The organism is Streptomyces sp. NPDC048111 (assembly GCF_043202815.1).
Lineage (GTDB): Bacteria > Actinomycetota > Actinomycetes > Streptomycetales > Streptomycetaceae > Streptomyces.
The window spans coordinates 1-15,197 of the sequence record NZ_JBIDBD010000015.1 but is presented as its reverse complement, the minus strand read 5'-3'; the positions used below and the strand labels follow the sequence as shown (position 1 = coordinate 15,197).

Annotated in this window: 15 protein-coding genes and 1 CRISPR repeat array; of the genes, 6 read left to right on the top strand and 9 right to left on the bottom strand. The window is 73.2% G+C overall.

What is annotated here, in order from left to right; genetic code table 11:
• Nucleotides 1-13 precede the first annotated feature (13 nt).
• The 4 genes from ACGF3I_RS22770 to ACGF3I_RS22755 all read right to left on the bottom strand — a co-directional run bounded on the left by ACGF3I_RS22770 (nucleotide 14) and on the right by ACGF3I_RS22755 (nucleotide 4,964).
• Nucleotides 14-2,590, bottom strand: coding sequence for an ATP-binding protein (locus ACGF3I_RS22770; RefSeq protein ID WP_393134762.1), 2,577 nt, complete (start codon nucleotides 2,588-2,590; stop codon nucleotides 14-16).
• 288 nt (nucleotides 2,591-2,878) lie between these two features.
• On the bottom strand, nucleotides 2,879-3,202 hold the full coding sequence (locus ACGF3I_RS22765; RefSeq protein ID WP_393134760.1) for an STAS domain-containing protein: 324 nt from the start codon (nucleotides 3,200-3,202) through the stop codon (nucleotides 2,879-2,881).
• Nucleotides 3,203-3,338: 136 nt separating this feature from the next.
• Complete coding sequence (locus ACGF3I_RS22760) at nucleotides 3,339-4,187, bottom strand: 3-hydroxyacyl-CoA dehydrogenase family protein (protein ID WP_267056429.1); 849 nt, start codon at nucleotides 4,185-4,187, stop codon at nucleotides 3,339-3,341.
• A 135-nt stretch (nucleotides 4,188-4,322) separates the two neighbouring features.
• Nucleotides 4,323-4,964, bottom strand: coding sequence for a TetR/AcrR family transcriptional regulator (locus ACGF3I_RS22755; protein WP_393134758.1), 642 nt, complete (start codon nucleotides 4,962-4,964; stop codon nucleotides 4,323-4,325).
• A gap of 82 nt (nucleotides 4,965-5,046) precedes the next feature.
• On the opposite strand from ACGF3I_RS22755, the gene ACGF3I_RS22750 reads away from it, so the two are divergent.
• The 3 genes from ACGF3I_RS22750 to ACGF3I_RS22740 are packed head-to-tail and all read left to right on the top strand — an operon-like array spanning nucleotide 5,047 to nucleotide 7,201.
• Nucleotides 5,047-5,829: an ABC transporter ATP-binding protein gene (locus ACGF3I_RS22750; protein ID WP_393134755.1), complete on the top strand. Its 783-nt coding sequence runs from the start codon at nucleotides 5,047-5,049 to the stop codon at nucleotides 5,827-5,829.
• A 24-nt stretch (nucleotides 5,830-5,853) separates the two neighbouring features.
• Nucleotides 5,854-6,615, top strand: a complete 762-nt coding sequence (locus tag ACGF3I_RS22745; RefSeq protein WP_393134753.1) for an ABC transporter permease — start codon at nucleotides 5,854-5,856, stop codon at nucleotides 6,613-6,615.
• Between the two features lie 13 nt (nucleotides 6,616-6,628).
• Nucleotides 6,629-7,201, top strand: a complete 573-nt coding sequence (locus ACGF3I_RS22740) for a cob(I)yrinic acid a,c-diamide adenosyltransferase (RefSeq protein WP_393134751.1) — start codon at nucleotides 6,629-6,631, stop codon at nucleotides 7,199-7,201.
• A 67-nt stretch (nucleotides 7,202-7,268) separates the two neighbouring features.
• Here the strand turns inward: ACGF3I_RS22740 and ACGF3I_RS22735 are convergent, their stop codons facing one another.
• Genes ACGF3I_RS22735 through ACGF3I_RS22715 form a run of 5 tightly spaced genes read right to left on the bottom strand, consistent with a single transcriptional unit; the run spans nucleotide 7,269 to nucleotide 10,751 of the window.
• Nucleotides 7,269-7,490, bottom strand: coding sequence for a hypothetical protein (locus ACGF3I_RS22735; protein ID WP_393134749.1), 222 nt, complete (start codon nucleotides 7,488-7,490; stop codon nucleotides 7,269-7,271).
• Nucleotides 7,460-7,894 (bottom strand): hypothetical protein, encoded by a 435-nt coding sequence (locus ACGF3I_RS22730; RefSeq protein ID WP_393134747.1) that lies wholly within the window; start codon nucleotides 7,892-7,894, stop codon nucleotides 7,460-7,462. Before ACGF3I_RS22730 ends, ACGF3I_RS22735 begins: the two co-directional genes overlap by 31 nt.
• A gap of 42 nt (nucleotides 7,895-7,936) precedes the next feature.
• Nucleotides 7,937-9,400 (bottom strand): sensor histidine kinase, encoded by a 1,464-nt coding sequence (locus ACGF3I_RS22725; RefSeq protein WP_393134745.1) that lies wholly within the window; start codon nucleotides 9,398-9,400, stop codon nucleotides 7,937-7,939.
• A complete protein-coding gene (locus tag ACGF3I_RS22720) occupies nucleotides 9,397-10,092 on the bottom strand; it encodes a response regulator transcription factor (RefSeq protein WP_393134743.1) in 696 nt (231 codons plus the stop codon). The genes ACGF3I_RS22725 and ACGF3I_RS22720 overlap by 4 nt, the downstream gene beginning before the upstream one ends.
• A 23-nt stretch (nucleotides 10,093-10,115) precedes the next feature.
• Entirely contained in the window at nucleotides 10,116-10,751 is a 636-nt protein-coding gene (locus ACGF3I_RS22715) for a hypothetical protein (RefSeq protein ID WP_393134741.1), read from the bottom strand.
• Between the two features lie 150 nt (nucleotides 10,752-10,901).
• On the opposite strand from ACGF3I_RS22715, the gene ACGF3I_RS22710 reads away from it, so the two are divergent.
• The 3 genes from ACGF3I_RS22710 (at nucleotide 10,902) to ACGF3I_RS22700 (ending at nucleotide 14,748) form a co-directional block, all read left to right on the top strand.
• Nucleotides 10,902-12,095 carry a sensor histidine kinase gene (locus tag ACGF3I_RS22710; protein WP_393134738.1) on the top strand — a complete coding sequence of 398 codons (1,194 nt, stop codon included), beginning with the start codon at nucleotides 10,902-10,904 and terminating at the stop codon, nucleotides 12,093-12,095.
• Nucleotides 12,092-12,736, top strand: a complete 645-nt coding sequence (locus ACGF3I_RS22705; RefSeq protein ID WP_393134736.1) for a response regulator — start codon at nucleotides 12,092-12,094, stop codon at nucleotides 12,734-12,736. Before ACGF3I_RS22710 ends, ACGF3I_RS22705 begins: the two co-directional genes overlap by 4 nt.
• A 164-nt stretch (nucleotides 12,737-12,900) precedes the next feature.
• Nucleotides 12,901-14,748, top strand: a complete 1,848-nt coding sequence (locus tag ACGF3I_RS22700; protein WP_393134733.1) for a glycosyl hydrolase family 18 protein — start codon at nucleotides 12,901-12,903, stop codon at nucleotides 14,746-14,748.
• 62 nt (nucleotides 14,749-14,810) lie between these two features.
• Nucleotides 14,811-15,072: a CRISPR direct-repeat array (repeat unit 23 nt; unit sequence CTCGCGCAGTTCCCCGCGCCCCT).
• Nucleotides 15,073-15,197: the final 125 nt, after the last annotated feature.

The following is a 15,197-nucleotide window of genomic DNA, read 5'->3' as shown; positions in this document are numbered from 1 at the left end:
CCTGGTCCTGCTGTCAGTGGTCGCCCGCCGGGGTCGGCGTCTCCGGCCGCGTGGATCGGGCGGACGCGGTGGACGTCGAGGAGGCGGGGGCGGTGCTCGGGGGTGGCGGCGCCTTGGTGGACGGCGGCGGGCCGGTGCTCCCGGTGCCTCCGGTGCCGGCGGGGGTCGAGGGGGAGGCCGAGGAAGAGCCGGTGGGTGTCTCCGTGGGCGGCTTCGTCGGCTGCGAGGGCTTGCCCGAAGGAGTGGGCTTGCCTGAAGGAGTGGGCTTCCCCGACGGCGTGCCCGTCGGCTTCGTCGTGCTGCCCGGCGACGAGGCTCCCGAGGACGGGTGGCCCGTTGCACTCGGGGAGCCGCTGGTGCCGGGGCTCGGCCGTCCGGAGACGCCGGGCGTACCGCTGGTGCCGGGTCTGACCGGGCTCGACGGCCGGCCGGCCTTGCTGTCGCCCGGGTCGGTGGTGCCGCCGGGGTTGTCGGGGTCGGCGTCGGCGCCCTCGCTGGACCCGCCGTCGTCGGCGGACTGCCGCTGCTGGACGCCGCCGTCCTGGCCGCCGTCGTCGTTGTGGTGGGAGGTCGCGCCGAGCGTGACCACGGTGCCGAGCACCGCGGCGAGGAAGGCGCCTGCGCCGGCCGCGACAAGGTTGCGCCGGGCGCCGCCGAACACGGTGCGGCGCCGGGCCTGCGGCATGGCGCCCCCGACCGGGGTGTCCCGGCGGGTGACCAACGCCCCGCCGGAATCGGGGAGTTGAGCGGTCACCACGGCGGAGGGCACCCCACCGGGCGGCGCCTTGGCGTCCTCGTGGCGGGCTCCGGGCAGCTCATCGCCCACGGGGGCGCGCACGGCCGGGGAGAGCCCGCCCGCGCGGTCCTCGACGAGCGCGAGCGCCCGGCGCCCGGCGACGGTGCCGCGCTTGTCGGCGAGCGCGCCGCGCAGCCCGATGGAGGCCTCCAGCTCGGCGCGGGCCCGGTCGAGGCCGCCGTTGCACAGAGCCAGTACACCCAACTCGTGGTGGCAGTACGCCTCTTCGGCCACCTCGCCGGTCAGCCGGGCCGCCTCGGACCCGATGCGCAGGCTCCGCTCCCAGGCCCCCCAGTGCAGGCCCGCGGCGAAGGCGGGTGCGGCGGTGCGGGCCAGTTCGACGGCGGCGGCGGGGTGTTCGTCGTCCTCGCCCGGTACGAGCGCGCTCATCGCGGCCAGCACCGCGTCGGCCTCGGCCGCGGCCCGCTCGGGGGTGACCGAGGGGTGGCCGGTCCACCAGGTGTAGTGCCGGGCCGCGGTGTGGGCGCGCTCCCCCGCGCCCTCGCCGTACCCGGCGCCCTCCAGCTGGGTGAGGACGCCCGCGGCCAGTCGGTAGCGGGAGCCGACCGGGGACAGCAGGCCGCTGTCGAGGAGTTCACCGAGCGCCGCGTCCGCGTGGGTGTCGCCGATCAGGGCGGGCAGGTGCGCCTGGTGCGGCACCTCGCCGCCGAGTGCGACCGCGAAGCGCAGGGTGTCACGGGCGGCCTCGCCCAGCCGCGAGGCGAGCAGCGCCGCGGGGGCCGCACCCTCCCCGAGCGTGGGCAGCGGGACCTCGCGGCCCTCACCCGTGAAGACCGAGGCCTCGGCGGGCTCGTCCACCGGAAAACCGTACGCGTCGAGGGAGTTGACCTCGCCGCGCAGCCGGTCGCGCTGGCGCAGCAGGGCCCCGGCCTGGACGAAGCGCAGCGGCAGGCCCTCGGACTCGAACCAGAGGTCACCCGCCCAGTTGGCCTCCTCGTCGGTCAGGGGCCGGTCGACCGCCTGTTCCAGGAGTTCCAGCGTGGCGCTGCGGCCGAGTCCGGCGAGGAGGACCTCTTCGACGTGCGAATCGGGGTGCGGGGCCGGGACGTCGGGGGTGGCGCCCAGGACGTAGGCGCACTCGGGCGTGGCCAGCAGGAGCTCTTCGAGGGTGGCTCCGCCGAATTCGAGGTCGTCGAGGACGACCACGGCGCCGATGTCGTGGACGCGGTCGAGGAGCGTCGCCCGGTCGGGCCGGTGCAGCGGGGTGTGGAACACCGTGGCGTACAGCTCGTGGAGCAGCTCGGTGGGGGTGCGGCGGTACCCCGAGAGGCGGACGACGCCGTCGGGGGCGAGTTCGGCGCAGTCGCCGGCGACCGCGTCGAGCAGGGCGCTGCGCCCGGAGCCCGCGGGCCCGGTGAGCCGCACGGAGCGGCCCCGGCCGAGCAGCCGTACCAGTTGGGCGCGTTCGTCCTGCCGTTCCAGCAGGACGGGGGCCAGGGGCATCAGGTTGGGCGGCAGCGGCGGCCGGGCGGCGCGCTCGGCCTCGGCGCGCTCGGCGGGGCTTCGGCGTTGGGGCCGGCCGGGTATCTCGCCCGGCGGGCAGTTCTCGATCTCGCTGCCGTCGACCGGATTGACCGTCAGCAGGAAGTCGCCGGCGACGAGCTGGACGGTCCGGGCGAGTCCGGCCGCGCGCGGTCCGAAGTCGGGGGTGACGGGCTCCCTGTCCCGCGCGGGGCGCGGTGCCCCGCCGCCGGTTTCCGTGTGTGCGCCCGCAACGCCGACCGGGTCGTCGGCATGGTTGAACTCTTCCGGTCCCCGGTTCATCGGGTCCATGGTGAAAGCCCCCCAGATGCGTGGTGCGTAAGGATTGCCCCTCCCGGCCCTTGCACACTTCGCTCTTCGCTGTCGCTTCTGGTCCGGTGCCCGCCGTGTGGGTTCGTCGATCGGCGGGAAGCCGAACCCTAGACTCCGCACAGTATCTACGAACAGGCGGGGTGCCGCCCCGCCCAAGACGTCACAGTCTCGTGAGGATTGGGTGCGGAGTCCGATTCCCGCGGCCAAGTCACGACAACGACGACTCCGGCCCCCGGTGCGGCCCTCCGGCGGTTCCGGGGCCGGCGCCTAGACGCGCGGCAGGGCCTCGGCGATGATGCCGCCCTCGATGGCGAGGATGCGGTGCAGCCGGGTGGCCACCAGGAGGCGCTGCATCTGGGGCGGTACGCCGCGCAGCACGAGGCGCCGGCCGCACCGTCCGGCACGGCGGTGGGCGCCCATGATCACGCCGAGGCCCGTGGCGTCCCACGAGTCGAGTTCGGTGAGGTCGAGCACCAGGTCACCGGCTCCGTCGTCGACCGCCGAGTGCAGGACCGTACGGGCGTCCGCCGCGCTGCGGACGTCGAGGCGGCCCCCGACGACCAGCTCGACGTGGTCGCCCCTGATGTGCATATGCGCTCCCGAGAGTGCTCTGGCTTTGCGTCAACCGACTCAACAACTGACTGCCGCACGGCCGCAGAAGTTGCCGCCCGTGAGCGAACCGATACCTAATTCACTCGTGCGAGTGAGGTCCGGGGTGGTCGGCGGCTCAGTGCTTGTAGAAGCCCTGCCCGCTCTTGCGACCGATGTCACCCGCGTCCACCATCCGGCGCATCAGCTCCGGCGGGGCGAACTTCTCGTCCTGGGACTCGGTGTAGATGTTGCTGGTGGCGTGCAGCAGGATGTCCACGCCGGTGAGGTCCGCGGTGGCGAGCGGGCCCATCGCGTGGCCGAAGCCCAGCTTGCAGGCGAGGTCGATGTCCTCGGCGCTGGCCACGCCCGATTCGTACAGCTTGGCCGCCTCGACGACGAGCGCCGAGATGAGGCGGGTGGTGACGAAGCCGGCCACGTCGCGGTTGACCACGATGCAGGTCTTGCCGACCGACTCGGCGAACTCCCGCGCGGCGGCGAGCGTTTCGTCGCTGGTCTTGTAGCCGCGCACCAGCTCGCACAGCTGCATCATCGGGACCGGCGAGAAGAAGTGGACGCCGACGACCCGCTCGGGGTGCTCGGTGGCCGCCGCGATCTTGGTGATCGGGATGGCGGAGGTGTTGGAGGCGAGCACGGTCTCCGGACGGACGATCTTGTCGAGCGTGCGGAAGATCTCGTGCTTGACCTCCAGCTTCTCGAAGACGGCCTCGACCACGATGTCGGCGTCGGCGGCGGCGTCCAGATCGGTGGTCGTGGTGATGCGGGCGAGGGCCGCCTCGGCGTCCTCGGCGGCCAGCCGCCCCTTGCTCACGAACCTGTCGTACGAGGCCTTGATGCCGTCGGTGCCGCGGGTGAGGGCTTCGTCGGTGACGTCGCGCAGGACGACGTCCCAGCCCGCCTGGGCCGAGACCTGCGCGATACCGGACCCCATGAGTCCGGCTCCGATGACGGCGAGCTTCCTGGCCACGACACTTCCCTCCAACGCGATTCCACCCAAGCCTTCTTGGCGGAGGCTATCGGCCGCGCGGCGTTCTGGGAGGGCTAAGAGATGCGCGTCACGTCTCAGATGACGGACATCACACCGCGGGGCGTGAGGTGGGTCTCAGCGGGCGCCCCGTACGGCGTAGTTGAGCACCTTGTCCCCCAGCAGCCCCTCCATCTCGTCGATGAGGACGAGCACCTCGCGGGAGACCTCCCGCGGGTCGCGGCCGGCCATCATCTCGCGGCCGATGACGGCCATGGCCGTCTGGTGGACCCAGTTGATCTGACCGCCGATCAGCGCGGGCAGCGGATCTCCGGGGGCCGCGCCGGTCTCCTCGCGCAGGGTGGCCTCCAGGTTCGCCAGGACGTCCTGGCCGACCGCCCACAGCCGCGACTTCAGCGCGGACGAGCCCTCGACGACCGCCATGAAGCGGCTGTAGCCCTCCATCAGGCCGACCCGCGGCGACACCGACTCGACCTCGCCGCGCAGCTCGCGCAGCACCGCCGTCGCGGCCGACTCCCCCGCGTCGCGGCCCCGCACCCAGCGCGAGAGCCGGTCGACGATGCCCTTGCTGCGGTCGAGGAAGAGGTCCTCCTTGGCGGGGAAGTAGTTGTAGACGGTGTTCACCGACACATCGGCCACCTCGGCGATCTCGGCGATGGTGACCGCCTCGAAGCCGCGCTCCAGGAAGAGCCCGGTGGCCAGGTCCGAGATCCGCTGCCGGGTCTCGCGCTTCTTCCGCTCCCTGAGCCCTTCTGCCATGGCACCAGCGTAGGCGATGTGTGAGCCCACTTAAATTTTGGGGCCGTTGCAATTTTGGCCTGGCCCTGTTTTTCTTACGGGCATGGCAATCATCAGCACGGCCGGGCTCGCCCGGACGTTCCAGAGCAAGGCGGGGCCCGTCGAGGCGGTGCGCGGCATCGACCTGACCGTCGAGCCCGGCGAGATCCTCGGCTTCCTCGGCCCCAACGGCGCGGGCAAGACCACGACGCTGCGCATGCTCACCACGCTGCTCCCGCCGACCGGTGGCGCCGCGACGGTGGCGGGGCACGACCTGCTGCGCGACCCCGCCGCCGTACGCGGGGCGTGCGGGTACGTACCGCAGTCCGGGGGCGTCGACCCGACGCTCTCGGTCCGCGAGGAGCTGTCCACCCAGGGCCGCCTCTACCGCCTGGGCCGGGCCCAATCCGCCGTGCGCGCACGGGAGTTGGCGGCCGACCTCGGCCTGTCGGAGCTCTTGGACCGCAAGACGTCGACCCTCTCCGGCGGACAGCGGCGCCGCCTGGACATCGCGATGGGCCTCATGCACCGGCCCGCGGTGCTGTTCCTCGACGAGCCGACCACCGGGCTCGACCCGGGCAGCCGCGCCGACCTGTGGGACCTGGTCCGCCGCATCCGGGCGGAGCACGGCACCACCGTCTTCCTCACCACGCACTACCTGGACGAGGCCGACGCGCTGGCCGACCGCCTGGTGGTCGTGGACCGCGGCGTGGTCGTGGCCGAGGGCACCTCCGCCGACCTCAAGACCCGGTACGCGGGCGGCCCCGGCGCCTCGCTCCAGGACGCCTTCCTCGCCATCACCGGCCGCCCGGCCCCGCCCCAGGAATCCGCCCCCGTAGCCGTCTAGCCGACACCCCTCCAGGACCTCCCCATGACCGCCTCGCCCCTGCTCTCCGACACCGCGCTGATCTTCGGCAGGTACGCCCGCCAGACCCTGCGCTCCAAGTTCCAGATCCTCTTCGGCGTCCTGATGCCGCTGCTCTACCTGCTCTTCTTCGGCCCCCTTTTGACGGACCTGCCGCTGGCTTCGCGGGGCAGCTCCTGGCAGGTGCTCGTCCCCGGCCTGCTGCTCCAACTCGGCCTGTTCGGCGCCTCGTTCGCAGGGTTCGCGATCATCATCGAGAACAGCTGGGGCGTGGTGGAGCGGATGCGCGTGACCCCCGTCTCGCGCCTCGCCCTCCTGCTGGGCCGCGTGCTGCGGGACGCCGCGCTGTTCGTCTTCCAGGCGGTGCTGCTCGTGCTCGCCGCTGTGGTGATGGGGCTGCGCGCCCCGCTCGCGGGCGTCCTGATCGGTTTCGTCTTCGTGGCGCTCCTGACGCTGTCGCTGGCCTCGCTGTCCTACGCGCTCGCGATGAAGGTGCGCACGCCGCAGGGGTTCGGCCCGGCGGTCAACGCCATCGCCATGCCGTCGATGCTGCTGTCCGGTCTGATGCTGCCGATGACGCTCGCGCCGGCCTGGCTCGACGTGCTGTCCCACCTCATGCCGTTCCGCTACCTGGTGGACGCGGTGCGCTCGGCCTACCTCGGCGCGTACGCCACGCCGGCCGTGCTGTACGGGGGCCTGGTCGCGGCGGGTTTCGCGGCGCTCGCCGTGACGGTGGGCACACGCGTGTTCCGGACGGCCGGAGCGTAACTACTCTGGCCGCATGGTCAATCTGACGCGCATCTACACCCGCACCGGCGACCAGGGCACGACTGCCCTCGGCGACATGAGCCGGACCGCCAAGACCGATCTGCGGATCGCGGCGTACGCCGACGCCAACGAGGCCAATGCCGTCATCGGCACGGCGATCGCGCTCGGGCAGCTGTCCGAGGAGGTCGTGAAGGTGCTGGTCCGGGTCCAGAACGACCTGTTCGACGTCGGGGCGGACCTCGCGACGCCGGTCGCCGAGAACCCCGAGTACCCGCCGCTGCGGGTCGAGCAGTCGTACGTGGACAAGCTGGAGGCGGACTGCGACCGCTTCCTGGAGGACCTGGAGAAGCTCCGCAGCTTCATCCTCCCCGGCGGCACACCCGGCGCGGCCCTGCTGCACCAGGCGTGCACGGTGGTGCGGCGGGCCGAGCGCTCGACGTGGGCGGCGCTGGAGGTCCACGGGGACGTGATGAACGCGCTGACCGCGACGTATTTGAACCGGCTGTCCGACCTCCTCTTCATCCTCGCGCGGACGGCGAACGCGGGGGTGGGCGACGTCCTGTGGGTGCCGGGCGGCGACCGCTGACCCCGCGGCCCCGGGACCCTGCCTGTCGCGGGGCGCCCCCGGCCCGGGCCTGAGGGGCGGGGGGGGGTCACTGGTTGGACTGGGTGTCCTGGTCCGCCGCTGCCGCGGCGGACTCCGCGTCGCTCACCTTCTTCTCCATCTGCCCCACGGAAGGGGTGGAGGACGACGACGACCCCGGCCGCGCGTGCGACGCCCCGCAGCCAGCGACCAGCAGCCCCGTCACCGCCACCCCCACCACCCACACCCCGCCCCGCCGCATCACTTCGCCCCGTTCCCGTTCGCCGCGCACCAGGACGTCACGTCCTTGAGGTCCTTCTGGCGCTGCTGAAGGGTCGTCACCAGGCCCTTGCGGTACGTCAGTTTGTGGTCGAGCAACGTCGCGATCGCCGTGTGCCCCTCCTTCCGCGCGTTGTCGAGCCGCTGCTGCATCCGCGCCACCGAGCCCACCGTGGTGGCGCCCCCGTCGAGCCGGTTCAGGGCGCGCTCGACGTGCTTGCCCGCCTTGGGTGCCCGCTTGCAGACGCCCTTCGCGCCGTCGGAGGTGGGCGCCGGCGCCGTGGCGCCGCCGGACGGCTTGTCGGCCGCGAACGCGCCGGGCGCGGTGACGGTCAGGACCGCCGCCGCGGCGAACGCGGCCGCCGCGATCCGGCGGCGGGTCGTCATCGACCTGGTCGAGTGGATGGTGTCGTTCATGGCGCTGCCTCCCGAGGGGTGAGTACGGCTACGCCCCGGAGGCTAGGAGGGCTCTTTGTGGGAACCTTGTGACCGGCCCGCCGTGACCGTCAACCAGTCGCGCCGAGCGGGCAGTTCGGGCCCCGGGCCCGCCGCCCCGGCCGGCAGCCGCACCGTGCACCGCGTGCCGGACCCGCCCGGCGCCTCCCCCAGTTCGGCACTCCCCCGGTGCAGCGCCGCCTGCTGGGCGACCAGGGTGAGCCCGAGCCCGGAGCCGGTACTGGCCGGCCCCCGGTGGAAGCGGCGGAACACCTCGTCGCGGGCGCCCGGCGCGATCCCGGGCCCCCGGTCGTCGACGGTGACGAGCACCTCTCCCCCGGCTTTCGCGACCACGACCGCGACGAGCGCGCGGCCCTCGGCGTCCCGGCCGTGCGCGAGGGCGTTGCCGAGCAGGTTGTCGAGCAGGATCCGGATGCCCGGCTCCCAGCCGTACAGCGGCGCGGGCCCCGCGTCCAGGGTGATCAGCGCGTCCGGCGCGCGCCTGCGGGCCTCGGCGACCGCGGCGTCGGCGACCTCCGCGACGTCGAGCGTCCGGAACGCCTCGGCCTCGACGAGATCGCCGCGGCCCAGTTCGCGCAGGGCGACCAGCATGCCGAGCAGCCGCCCGTGCTCGCGCCGCAGGTCCGCCACGACGTCGGCGCGCTCGGCTGCGGGCAGCCCGGGGTGGGCCAGGACGTCGAGGTTGGTCCCCATGCTCATCAGCGGGTTGCGCAGTTCGTGCGAGGCGGCCGCGGAGAAGGAGCGGGCGGTGTCCAGCGCCTCGGCGGTGCGGGCGGCCTGCTCGTCGTAGCGGGCGAGGACCATTCGGAGGGTGGCGGCCAGGTCGTCGACCTCGACGACCCGTGTCGGCCGGTGTTCCAGGCGGGCCGACGTGGTTCGCGGGTCGAGCCCGGCCGCGGCCTTCCGCAGCCGGCCGAGCGGGCGGGCCGCGGCACTCGCGATGCCCCAGGCGAGCAGCGCGGAGAGCGGCGCGGCGAGCAGCGCGGTGGTCACGACGCGCCTGCGGACGAGGGCGATCTGCACGCGGCTCGCGGTGTCCGGCTCGAACACCCACAGGGTGCCGGACACCTGTGCCCCGGTGACGGGCAGCGCGTACGCCCGCCAGCTGCGGCCGCCGCCGCGCACGGTGACCGGCGTCCTCGTGACGGCGGGGAGCGCCACCGAGGGGTCGGGCTGGGGGCCGCCGCTGAAGGTGCCGTCGGGTCCGACCAGGCGTACGCCCACGTCCAACGCGGTGTTCAGCAGGCGCCGTTGGCGGTTCTCCTCGGCGGTCGGGCGACCGTCCGCGGCGGCCCGCAGCAGGGTGCGCGCGTCCTGGGCGACGGCGGTGGCCCGGGCCCGCAGATGGCTGTCCTCGGCGCGGTGCAGATCGCGGCCGACCAGGGCGAGCAGCAGACCTCCGCAGGCGAGGACGAGGAGCGGCACGGTGACGCCGACGGCGAGCGCGATCCGGGTGGCGAGCTTCACGGCCGCTCCCTCAGGACGAAGCCGACGCCGCGCACGGTGTGCACGAGCCGGGTCGCCCCGCCGGCCTCCAATTTGCGACGCAGATAGCTGACGAAGGTGTCGACGGCGTCGGTGCGCACGTCGACGTCGTATCCCCAGACCCGTTCGAGCAGCTGGTCGCGGCTGAGGACGATCCCGGCGTTGCGGGCGAGCGCTTCGAGGAGTTCGTACTCGCGGCGGGTGAGGTCGAGGGGGCGGCCTTCGCGGTGGGCGGTGCGGGCCGCCGGGTCGATGACGAGGCCGCACGCGCGGACCACGTCGTGTTCGACGGGCGGGCGCCGGCGCAGCAGGGCGTGCAGGCGCAGGACGAGTTCCTGGAGGGCGAAGGGTTTGACCAGGTAGTCGTCGCCGCCCGCCTGGAGCCCGGCGATGCGGTCGGCGGTCTCGTCGAGCGCCGAGAGCATCAGGACGGGCAGGTCGTGGCCGTCCCTGCGCAGCGCGGTGCACACCTCGATGCCGCTCATCCCGGGCATGGACACATCCAGGACCAGGACGTCGGGTGGGCGCCGGGCGATCGCGGCGAGCGCGGCCGGGCCGCCGTCGGCGGTGCGGACCCGGAAGCCGTTGAGCCGCAGTCCCCGGTCGAGCGAGCGGCGCACCGCGTCGTCGTCGTCCACGACCAGTACGTCTCCGGCCCGGCCCGGCCCGCTCATGGGCGCTCCCTCGCGTCGTCCCGCTACCGACCGGTCAGCGTACGGTCCTCCGCTGTGTGCTCACCGGGGGCCCGGTCGGCGGCCGGTCCGAGCGGCCGGGCGAGCGGCGAGGGCGGATCCTCGGCCCGCGCGGTCCGCTTCGGGAACAGCGTGTAGCTCAGGGCGATGACCAGGTTGACGGCGATCACGATCAGCATCCGTCCCTGCCAGGTCCGCAGCGAGGCGGTGCTGCCGTCACCGCCGACGTACCAGATCGCGGCCTGGAGCAGGGCGATCGCGATGAGCGCCGCGGCGGTGTAGCGCCCCGCGGTCCGCCATTCGTACGCCGTCCGCGCGGCGCCGCCCTTGGGCGCCCTTGCGGGCCGGGGGCCGCCGGCGAAGCGGTGGGCGACCCAGGCGTCGGCGCGGGTCACCAGATGGTGGCCCATGGCGGCCGAGAAGCCGATGTAGACGGCGGCCAGGCCGTGCTTCCAGTCCGGCTGCGCGCCGTTCTTCAGGTCGACGGCGGTCACCACGAGCAGGACCACTTCGAGCAGCGGCTCGCACAGCAGGACCGCCACGCTCGTCCGGCGCATGCCGGCGAGGTAGCGCAGGGCGAGGCCCGCGGCCAGCAGGACCCAGAACCCGGCTTCGCAGGCGATGATCAGCGTGACGATCACGGTGGTCTCCTCTCGTACCCCTCAAGGCTGGCCCGCCCCCGGCGCCGGGGCGTCGTCGCCAGTGACGAGACGTGGCTGCATCCTTCGGTGTAGCCGCGTCTCGGCCCGGGCGGGGACGCCCGCGCCGCGGCGGCCGTGTTGGATGGGTGCGTGACCCCGTTCTCCCGACCGCACCGCGACGACGTCCTGATCGCCGTGGCCGGCCTGCTCGGCGGGTTGCTGCTGTGGGCGCTCGGTCTGCACACGCAGGGCGGCCGTCCGCTGGGCGGCGCCTGGGTGCTGCTGCCCCTGGCGGGCACCGCCGGGCTCGAACTGCTGCGCCGCACCGCCCCGCGGGCCGCCCTGACGCTCGGCACCTGCCTGGTGGTCCTCGACCAGTTCACCCTGGGCAGCCTGGCCACGGTCGTGATGTTCACCGACCTCGTCTACGCGGCCGTCCTGTACGGCACCCCGGCCTCGGCCCGTCGCATCCCGGTCACCACCGGCCTGATCACGGTGGGCGCGACGATCGGCTTCTACGCCTGGTTCCAGAAGCCGGAGGCCCTGCTCATCGGGGTGGTGACCGCGCTGGTCTCGTTCGCGCCCGCGACCACCGGGGCGCTGGTGCGCAACCATCGCGAGGAGGCGGAGAGCGCCCGGCTGCGGGCCGAACAGACCGCGCTGCTGGCCGAGATGGACCGCGGCCAGGCGGTGGTCGCCGAGCGCGCCCGGATGGCCCGCGAGCTGCACGACATGGTGGCCAACCACCTCTCCGCCATCGCGATCCACTCCACGGCCGCGCTCTCCCTCGACGACGCGGCGACCACCCGGCAGGCGCTCACGGTGATCCGCGAGAACAGCGTGGACGGGCTCGCCGAGATGCGCCGCCTCATCGGGCTGCTGCGTGACACCGGCGGACCCGACGAGCCCGCCGTCGCGCCCACCCTGGCCGGGCTCGACGCGCTGCTCGCCCAGGCCCGCACCAACGGAGCCGACAGCGGTCTCGTCTTCACCCTCGACGACGGCCGCGCCGGCCGCGGATCGCTGCCCGCGCCGGTGGAGCTCGCGGCCTACCGGATCGTCCAGGAGTCCCTGACCAACGCGCTCAAGCACGCGGCCCCCGGCACCGTGGAAGTGGTGCTGACCCGGGCGGACGGCCTGCTCACCGTCCGCGTCACCAGCCCCCGCGGCGACCGCACCGGCCCCCGCGCGCCGGGTTCCGGGGCCGGTCTCATCGGGATGCGCGAGCGCACCGAACTGCTCGGCGGCACCTTCGCCGCGGGCCCGGTGACCGGGGCCGACGGCGCGGAACTCTGGCGGGTCGGGGTCCAACTGCCCTGCGAGGAAAGGATGTTGAGCACATGACGATCCGGGTACTGGTCGCCGAGGACCAGAACGCGGTACGGGCCGGGCTCGTCCTGATCCTCTCCAGCGCCCCCGACATCGAGGTGGTCGGCGAGGCCGCGGACGGCGAGCGGGCCGTCGCCCTGGCCCGGGAACTGCGCCCCGATCTGGTCCTGATGGACGTCCAGATGCCGAAGCTGGACGGCGTCTCGGCGACGGCCGCGGTGACCGGCGAACGGCTCGCCGACGTGCTGGTCCTGACCACCTTCGACCTCGACGCGTATGTGTTCGGGGCGCTGCGCGCGGGGGCGGCGGGCTTCCTGTTGAAGAACACCGACGCGAAGGACCTGATCGAGGCGGTGCGCACGGTCGCGCGCGGCGAGGGTCTGATCGCCCCGGCCGTCACCCGGCGCCTGATCGCGGAGTTCGCCACCACCACCCGCCCGGCGCCGCCGCCCCGGCCCGCCGCCCTCGACACCCTGACCCGGCGCGAGGGCGAGGTGCTCTCGTGCCTGGGCCTCGGCCTGTCCAACGCGGAGATCGCGCTGCGCCTCGACATGGCCGAGGCCACGGTGAAGACCCATGTCAGCCGGTTGCTCGGCAAGCTGGAACTGCGCAGCAGGCTCCAAGCAGCCGTACTGGCCCAGGAGTTGGGGATCTAGCGCACCGAACGGTGTCGGAGGTCTGGACCTCTTGACGGTTGGTCCAGACCTTTCTACGCTCACCGCACTGCTGTGGTGGGCATGCCATCCCTGACGCTCAACGGCGCGCCCACCGGACGGAGCAGGGTCCCACCCCCACCACCGTCGCACCACTGGGAGCAGCCTTGAGCACCGCAGCCATCCGTACGCGCTTCAGATCAAGAGCCGCAGCGGCCCTGACCGCACTCGCCCTCCCCCTGGCCGCACTCGTCGGCCTGGCCTCCCCCGCTGAAGCCGCCGGCTCGGCGACCGCCACCTATGCCAAGTCCTCGGACTGGGGCTCGGGTTTCGGGGCCGGCTGGACCATCAAGAACACCGGCACCACCGCCCTCAGCTCCTGGACCGTGGAGTGGGACTACCCCTCGGGTACGTCCGTGACCTCGGCCTGGGACGCGGACGTCACCAGCTCCGGCACGCACTGGACCGCCAAGAACAAGTCCTACAACGGCACCATCGCCCCCGGCGCCAGCGTGAGCTTCGGCTTCAACGGCGCCGGCTCCGGCGCGCCCTCGGGCTGCAAGCTCAACGGCGGCTCCTGCGAAGGCGGTTCGACGCCGCCCGGCGACAACCCGCCCTCCGCGCCCGGCACCCCGGCCACGAGCAACGTCACCGACACCGGTGTCTCGCTGTCCTGGTCGGCGGCGACCGACGACAAGGGCGTCAAGAACTACGACGTGTACCGGGGCTCCGCGAAGATCGCGACCGTCACCGGCACGAGTTACGCCGACTCGGGCCTGACCAAGGGCACGACGTACACCTACAGCGTGACCGCGCGCGACACCGCCGACCAGACCGGCCCGTCCTCCGGCTCGGTCACCGTCACGACCACCGGCGGGGGCGGCGGCCCGCAGCCCGGCGGTGACAAGGTGCGGCTCGGCTACTTCACCGACTGGGGCATCTACCAGCGCAACTACCAGGTGAAGAACATCGTCACCTCGGGCTCGGCGAGCAAGCTGACCCACATCAACTACGCGTTCGGCAACGTGACCAACGGCCAGTGCGCGATCGGTGACGCCTACGCCGACTACCAGAAGACCTACGACGCCTCCTCCAGCGTGGACGGCACCGCCGACACCTGGGACCAGCCGGTCGCGGGCAACATCAACCAGCTCCGCGAGCTGAAGAAGAAGTACCCGAACATCAAGATCCTCTGGTCCTTCGGCGGCTGGACCTGGTCCGGCGGCTTCGGCGCGGCCGCGGCCAACCCGACGGCCTTCGCCAACTCCTGCTACTCCCTGGTCGAGGACCCGCGCTGGGCCGACGTCTTCGACGGCATCGACATCGACTGGGAGTACCCCAACGCCTGCGGCCTGTCGTGCGACACCAGCGGGTCCGCGGCCCTGAAGACCCTGCTGTCCGCGCTGCGCACCAAGTTCGGCAGCTCGGCGCTCGTCACGGCGGCGGTCACGGCCGACGGCTCGACCGGCGGCAAGATGGACGCGGCCGACTACGGGGGCGCGGCGCAGTACGTCGACTGGTACAACGTCATGACGTACGACTTCTTCGGCGCGTGGGACGCCAAGGGCCCCACCGCCCCGCACTCCCCGCTCACGTCGTACAACGGCATCCCGATCGCGGGCTTCAACACCGACGCGGCGATCCAGAAGTTCCTCGGCAAGGGCGTCCCGGCGAGCAAGCTCAACCTGGGCATCGGGTTCTACGGACGCGGCTGGACGGGCGTCACGCAGGACGCGCCCGGGGGCACGGCGACCGGGCCCGCGCCCGGCACGTACGAGCAGGGCATCGAGGACTACAAGATCCTCAAGTCCACGTGCCCCGTGACCGGGACGGTGGCGGGGACGGCCTATGCCCACTGCGGGTCGAACTGGTGGAGCTATGACACACCCGCCACGATCACCGGGAAGATGACCTATGTGAAGAACCAAGGGCTCCGGGGGGCCTTCTTCTGGGAGTTCAGCGGGGACACCTCCAACGGCGAACTGCTGTCCGCAATGAACGCAGGCCTCGCCTGACCTACCCCCCGCCCCGGCCGCTGGGCCCGTCCCCCACCGGCCGGGGCTTCCCGCACCCCGGGCAGTGCGCAGTTCCCCGCGCCCCTAACCCCCTGGTCATGTGCGGACCGTGGTCGCTCCTCGCGCAGTTCCCCGCGCCCCTTGGCGGGACTGGTGCCGGCCCGCACGTTTATCCCGGCCTGCCTCGCGCAGTTCCCCGCGCCCCTAACCCCCGGTCATGTGCGGACCGCGGTCGCTTCTCGCGCAGTTCCCCGCGCCCCTGACAGGACCGGCGCCGGCCCGCACGTGTATCCCAGCCTGCCTCGCGCAGTTCCCCGCGCCCCTTAACTGCTCGGTGCTGGGCAGCATCGGCCACCTCAGCCCGTCCGGCGATTGAGGACGAGCGCCGTTCAGGCGCGATGGGGGGTGCAGGGGGCGCAGCCCCCGCCGGGGTTCGAGGGGCGGAGCCC